This is a genomic window from Mesorhizobium sp. M7A.F.Ca.ET.027.02.1.1, assembly GCF_004022985.1.
GTDB lineage: Bacteria > Pseudomonadota > Alphaproteobacteria > Rhizobiales > Rhizobiaceae > Mesorhizobium.
Genome location: NZ_RZOL01000414.1, coordinates 1 through 5,300 on the forward strand (window position 1 = coordinate 1; position 5,300 = coordinate 5,300).

Genomic DNA, 5,300 nt, shown 5'->3' on the forward strand with positions numbered 1-5,300 from the left:
ATATTGTCTACAACGTCGCCGGCCCGACGGGTGAAGGCGTGATGCAGGCAAGTGCCGCGGTCGACAAATATTCGATCGGCGTCGACATCGACATGTGCGGCTCGGCTCCCGGAAATGTGCTCGCCAGCATGCTGAAGCGCGGCGACATCGCCGTCTACACGCTGATCAAGGATGAGGTCGAGGGCCGCAAGATCACCGCCGGCACCCGCACTTTCGACCTCGCCTCGGGCGGTGTCGAGGTCAAGGTCTGCGATGATATTGCCCCAAAGATCCCCGCTGACGTGACCGCCAAGCTGGACGAGATCAAAAAGGGCATCGTCGACGGCAAGATCGTGATCGCCAAGGCAAAGTAAGCCAACAACAGCGCCTCCCTCCCAAGAAAGCGCTACACTGATCCGCCGCGGCTTGCCGCGGCGGATCAGTGTCCAATCTGCGAGAGCCACGTTGTCGAACACGCCGGGGTCGCCGACCCTCCACAGCAATGCCGCGATGGCCGTCGAGTTGACTGGCATCACCAAGCGTTTTGGCGCATTCGTCGCCAATGACGGCATCGACCTTGCGGTCTGCCGCGGCGAGATCCACGCCATCATCGGCGAGAACGGTGCCGGCAAGACGACGCTGATGAACATCCTGTTCGGCCTCTTGCAGCCGGACGAAGGCTCGATCCGGCTGAACGGTGAAGAGATCGTGATCGCCGATCCGTCCGTGGCGATAAAGGCCGGCCTCGGCATGGTTCACCAGCATTTCAAGCTGGTTCCCTCGCTCTCGGTTGCCGACAACGTCTTTCTCGGTATGGAAATCCGTCGCCATGGCCTGATCGACCACGCCGCACAAATTGCGCGCACGCGCGACCTGTCGAAGCGCTTCGGCCTGCAGGTCGATCCGACCGAGCGCGTCGGGCTGCTCTCGGTCGGCATAGAGCAACGCATCGAAATCCTTAAGGTCCTGGTGCGCGGCGCGCGCACCATCATCCTCGATGAACCGACCGCCGTGCTGACGCCGCAGGAAAGCCGTGAACTGTTCCAGACACTGCGCAGCTTCGTGGCCGAAGGCATGACGGTGATCTTCATTTCGCATCACCTGGAAGAGGTGATGGAAGTGTCCGACACGGTGACGGTGCTGCGCAACGGCAGGAAGGTGGCGACCCGGCCGACGGCCGAGCTCAGCAAGGACGAGTTGGTGCACATGATGGTCGGCCGCGAGGTGAGCTTTGACCGCCGGCCGCGCGCTTCGCTGCACGGCGACGTGGTGCTCGAAGTCAAGGATCTGTGGGCGCGCGACGACCGCCTGCTGCCGGCTCTTCGCGATGCCAGTTTCACCGTCGGCTCCGGCGAGGTGGTGGGGATCGCGGGTGTGGCCGGCAATGGACAGACGGAGCTGGCGGAAGTGCTTTCGGGCTTGCGACCGGCAAGCCATGGCGGGGCGTGGCTGAAGGGCCGGAATCTCACCGCGCTCTCCCCCGCCGCGATCCGCCAGGCAGGCCTCGCCCATGTTCCAGGCGACCGCATGGTGCGCGGGGTCGATCGCAACGCTTCGATAGCAGCCAACACCCTGATGGGCCGCCAGCACCGCGCCCCATGGAGCCGCGCCGGCATGCTCAACTGGAATGCCATAAATCAAAACGCCGAAACGCTGATCAAGAGCTTCGACATTCGCACGCGCGGACCGGGCGATGCGGTCAAGCGGCTTTCGGGCGGAAACATCCAGAAGGTCGTTCTGGCGCGCGAATTCACCAATGGCGCCGATTTCCTGCTGATCGACCAGCCGACGCGCGGCGTCGACATCGGCGCCCAGGAGGCCATTCATGACGAGATCATGCGCCAGCGCGCCGCCGGCCGCGCAATCCTGCTGATTTCCGTGCAGCTCGACGAACTGGCCGCCCTTGCCGACCGCATCCTGGTGATGTTCAACGGGCGGATCATGGGCGAGGTCGCCGGCGACGAGGCCGACGAGGAGCGCATCGGCATGATGATGGCAGGCGTGGCCGCGCCGGAATTCGCCGCGGAGACCGCATCATGACAGACCATTTGCGTGCCGTTTCCGGCCAGGTCATCGCCGTCGGCGTGGCGCTGCTGATGGGCGCGATCATCATCCTCATGGTCGGCGAAAGCCCGGTGCGTGTGTTCATGACGCTGTTGCGCGGCGCCTTCGGCGATCAGGAGAAGATCGCCGGGACCTTGCTGCAGACGACGCCGATCCTGATCTGCGGTGTCGCCGCCTGCATCGGCCTGCGCGGCGGCATGTTCAACGTCGGCATCGAGGGCCAGCTGTTCCTCGGCGGCTTCGCCGCCGCGTGGGTCGGCTTTGCCATGCCCCTGCCCGCGGGCATTCACACGCTGGCCGCGCTGGCGCTCGCGGTCGTGGCAGGCGCGGCCTGGGTCGCCATCCCCGCCTACTTCCGCGCCCGCTACAACACCAACGAAGTCGTCTCGACGATCCTGTCGAACTACGTGGCGGTGCTGCTCACGTCCTATTTCACCATCTTCCTGTTCAAGCGGCCGGGTGGCTGGTCGGAGACACCGCCGATCCTGGCGACATCCTACCTGCCGGAGATCTTCACCTTTTCGCGGTTGAACTGGGGTCTGGTCATTGGCCTGGTGCTGGCGGTCGGCGCAGCCCTTGTCTTCCGCTACACCAAATGGGGTTACGGCGTCACGATGGTCGGTTCGGCGCCGAAATTCGCCGAATATGGCGGCGTCAGCGTGAAACGGCAGGGTTTCCTGGTCCTGCTGCTTTCGGGGGCCGTCGGCGGGCTGGCCGGCGGCGTCGAGACGCTCGGCGTCCATCACCGCTTCATGGAAGGATTTGCCCCCGGTTTCGGCTTCGACGGGTTGATCGCCGCCCTGCTTGCCAATGGCTCGCCTGTCGCCACCATCTTCACCGCACTGTTCTTCGGCGCCCTGCGCAACGGATCGCTGCTGCTCGAGGTCGACACCAGCGCGTCGCGCGAAATCATCACCGTGATCCAGGCGCTGATCATCCTCAGCGTGTCGGCCCAGGTGCTGGTGAGAAAGCGTGGCGACAGCCAGGCAGGGGAGCGGCGATGGAAATTCTAGACAAGCTCATCAACGTCGCGCTGATCGCGGCGACGCTTCGCACCACCGCGCCCATCCTTCTGGTCGCGCTTGGCGGCTCGTTCACCACCAAGGCCGGCATCTTCAACATCGGCCTCGAAGGGCAGATGCTGGTCGGCGCCTTCTTCGCCGTCCTCGGGTCGATCTGGACCGGTTCCGCGCTGGCGGGGGTCGCCTGCGGCGTCGCGGCGGCGCTCGTCTTCGCCCTGGTCTTTGCTGTCCTGGTGGTGAGCTTCAAGGCCAATGAAGTGGTCGTCGGGCTGGCGCTCAACATCCTGGCCGGCGGCATGACAATCTCGCTGATGAAAGCGATCTTCGGCACGCGCGGCTCGATCGTCGGTCACGGCATCGTCGGCCTGCCGAAAGTCCAGCTGCCCGGTGCCCGCGACCTTCTCGGCTCATGGGCGCCGCTGATCTCCGGCTTCACGCCGCTCGTCTATGTCGCCTTCATCGCGGTGCCGCTGCTGGTCGTCTGCTATACCAGGACGCGGCTCGGCCTCTATATCCGCGTCGTCGGCGAAAAGCCGGAAGCCGCCGAGGCGCTTGGCATATCGATCACCCGCGTCCGCTACATCGCATCCCTGCTGTGCGGATTGCTGGCGGGCCTCGCCGGCGCTCACCTGTCACTCGGCTACATCACCATGTTCACGGAAAACATGTCGTCGGGCCGTGGTTTCATGGCGGTGGCAATCCTGATCTTCTCCAACGGCGATCCGCTGAAGGTGCTGGCCGGCTGCCTGCTGTTCGGCTTCGCCGATGCTTTTTCGCTGCGCCTGCAGACGTTCGGCTATCCGTCCTACCTGGTTCTCACGGTTCCTTATGTCGTCGCGCTGATCGCATTGTTCGCGCTGTCCTACCGGGCGCGTCCGAGGATCATCGCGGAGACGCTGGAATCGATGCGCAAGCTGCTGTCGGTGGACAAGAACGCCGAACCCGGCGGCAAAAATCCCCAGTGAAGGAAGCCTTTATGGAACGCATAATCCTCGACGTGGATTCGGCCGGCGACGATATTCTCGCCGTGCTGTTTGCGGCGGTCAATCCGAAGCTGCGGCTCGAGGGCGTGACCACCGTGACCGGTGCCGCCGGCCCGATCGAGCAGGTCACCAACGTCGTCCTCAACACGCTGACGCTCGCCGGGCGTGACGATATCCCGGTTCATGCCGGCGCGTGGCGGCCGATCGTAGGCAACGCCAAGGCCGATATGGAGGCGCCGGTGCATTTCGAAAAACGGCTCGTTGCCCGTTTCGGCGATCGCCTGAAGAAGTTCAACCCGCCGGCGCCGACGCCGGTGCGGCAGGCCACGTCGGGACATGCGGTCGATTTCATCATCGGCACGGTCATGGCCAATCCGGGCGAGATCACGCTGGTGACGACCGGCCCGCTGACCAACGCGGCGATGGCGCTGTTGCAGGAGCCGCGATTGACCGGCGCACTCAAGCGGCTGATCGTGCTCGGCGGCAATTTCCAGACGCCGGGCAACATCACACCCCTGTCGGAATACAACATCTGGGCCGATCCGGAGGCTTCGCGCATCGTGCTCAACGCCGACGTCGAGAAGATCCTCGTGCCGCTCGACATCTGCGAGGACAACCGCGTCGCCGACTCGATGCTGACGCGCGACGACATCGCCGACATGCAGGCCGTCGCCAGGGACAATCCCGTCCTTGAGATGATCGCCGACAGCTTCCCGATCTACATCGACATCTGGCGCGAGTTCTTCGACCTCGTCGGGTTCCCGATGGACGACGTGATCACCGTGGCGCTGGCTTTCGATCCCGGCCTGGCGACGATGACCGAGCCGCTGTTCGCCGACGTCGTGCTCGACGGCAGGCTGGCGCGCGGCCAGACCGTCGCTTATCGCGGCCGGCAATTGCTGCCCGGCGGCGGGCCCAAGACCACCCGCATCTGCACCGGCCTGGACGGCCGGCGTTTCCTCGACGGCTTCAAGAAAACCATAGCGCGCTACGAGCGGGCGGCGTGAAAGACGACATGATGACCAAGCCAACTCCTATCCTGTTCGACTGCGACCCCGGCCACGACGACGCCATCGCGCTGGTCATGGCGCATCGCTCGCCGGCCATCGAACTCCTCGGCGTCACCACGACCTGCGGCAATGCGGAAGTCGAGAAGACGACGGCCAATGCCTTGCGCATCCTGGAATATATCGGCGCCGGCGACGTGCCTGTCGCGCAGGGCTGCCACCGCCCGCTGGCGCGCCCGCTGCAG

General features: G+C 64.9%; 6 protein-coding genes. All 6 read left to right on the plus strand.

The genetic code is table 11. The features are described 5' to 3' along the window. Positions 1–353, plus strand: a 353-nt coding sequence (locus EN749_RS30000; RefSeq protein WP_128364516.1) for a BMP family ABC transporter substrate-binding protein, incomplete at its 5' end; no start/stop codon positions are given. Between the two features lie 91 nt (positions 354–444). Continuing rightward, positions 445–2,019, plus strand: coding sequence for an ABC transporter ATP-binding protein (locus tag EN749_RS30005; RefSeq protein WP_189367795.1), 1,575 nt, complete (start codon positions 445–447; stop codon positions 2,017–2,019). Beyond that, the gene (locus EN749_RS30010) at positions 2,016–3,056 is read left to right on the plus strand and encodes an ABC transporter permease (RefSeq protein ID WP_128364517.1); all 1,041 of its coding nucleotides are present in this window, start codon (positions 2,016–2,018) and stop codon (positions 3,054–3,056) included. The genes EN749_RS30005 and EN749_RS30010 overlap by 4 nt, the downstream gene beginning before the upstream one ends. Next, the gene (locus EN749_RS30015; RefSeq protein ID WP_127396270.1) at positions 3,044–4,030 is read left to right on the plus strand and encodes an ABC transporter permease; all 987 of its coding nucleotides are present in this window, start codon (positions 3,044–3,046) and stop codon (positions 4,028–4,030) included. Before EN749_RS30010 ends, EN749_RS30015 begins: the two co-directional genes overlap by 13 nt. Before the next feature lie 11 nt (positions 4,031–4,041). Beyond that, the gene (locus EN749_RS30020) at positions 4,042–5,055 is read left to right on the plus strand and encodes a nucleoside hydrolase (protein ID WP_127382472.1); all 1,014 of its coding nucleotides are present in this window, start codon (positions 4,042–4,044) and stop codon (positions 5,053–5,055) included. Beyond that, on the plus strand, positions 5,052–5,300 hold a 249-nt coding region (locus EN749_RS30025; RefSeq protein ID WP_245491520.1), incomplete at its 3' end, for a nucleoside hydrolase. The genes EN749_RS30020 and EN749_RS30025, both read left to right, overlap by 4 nt.

What these genes read in the sequence shown, in the direction of transcription:
- EN749_RS30010 (WP_128364517.1), top strand. Translation starts at nt 2,016, where the DNA reads ATGACAGACCATTTGCGTGCCGTTTCCGGCCAGGTCATCGCCGTCGGC.
- EN749_RS30015 (WP_127396270.1), top strand. Translation starts at nt 3,044, where the DNA reads ATGGAAATTCTAGACAAGCTCATCAACGTCGCGCTGATCGCGGCGACG.
- EN749_RS30020 (WP_127382472.1), top strand. Translation starts at nt 4,042, where the DNA reads ATGGAACGCATAATCCTCGACGTGGATTCGGCCGGCGACGATATTCTC.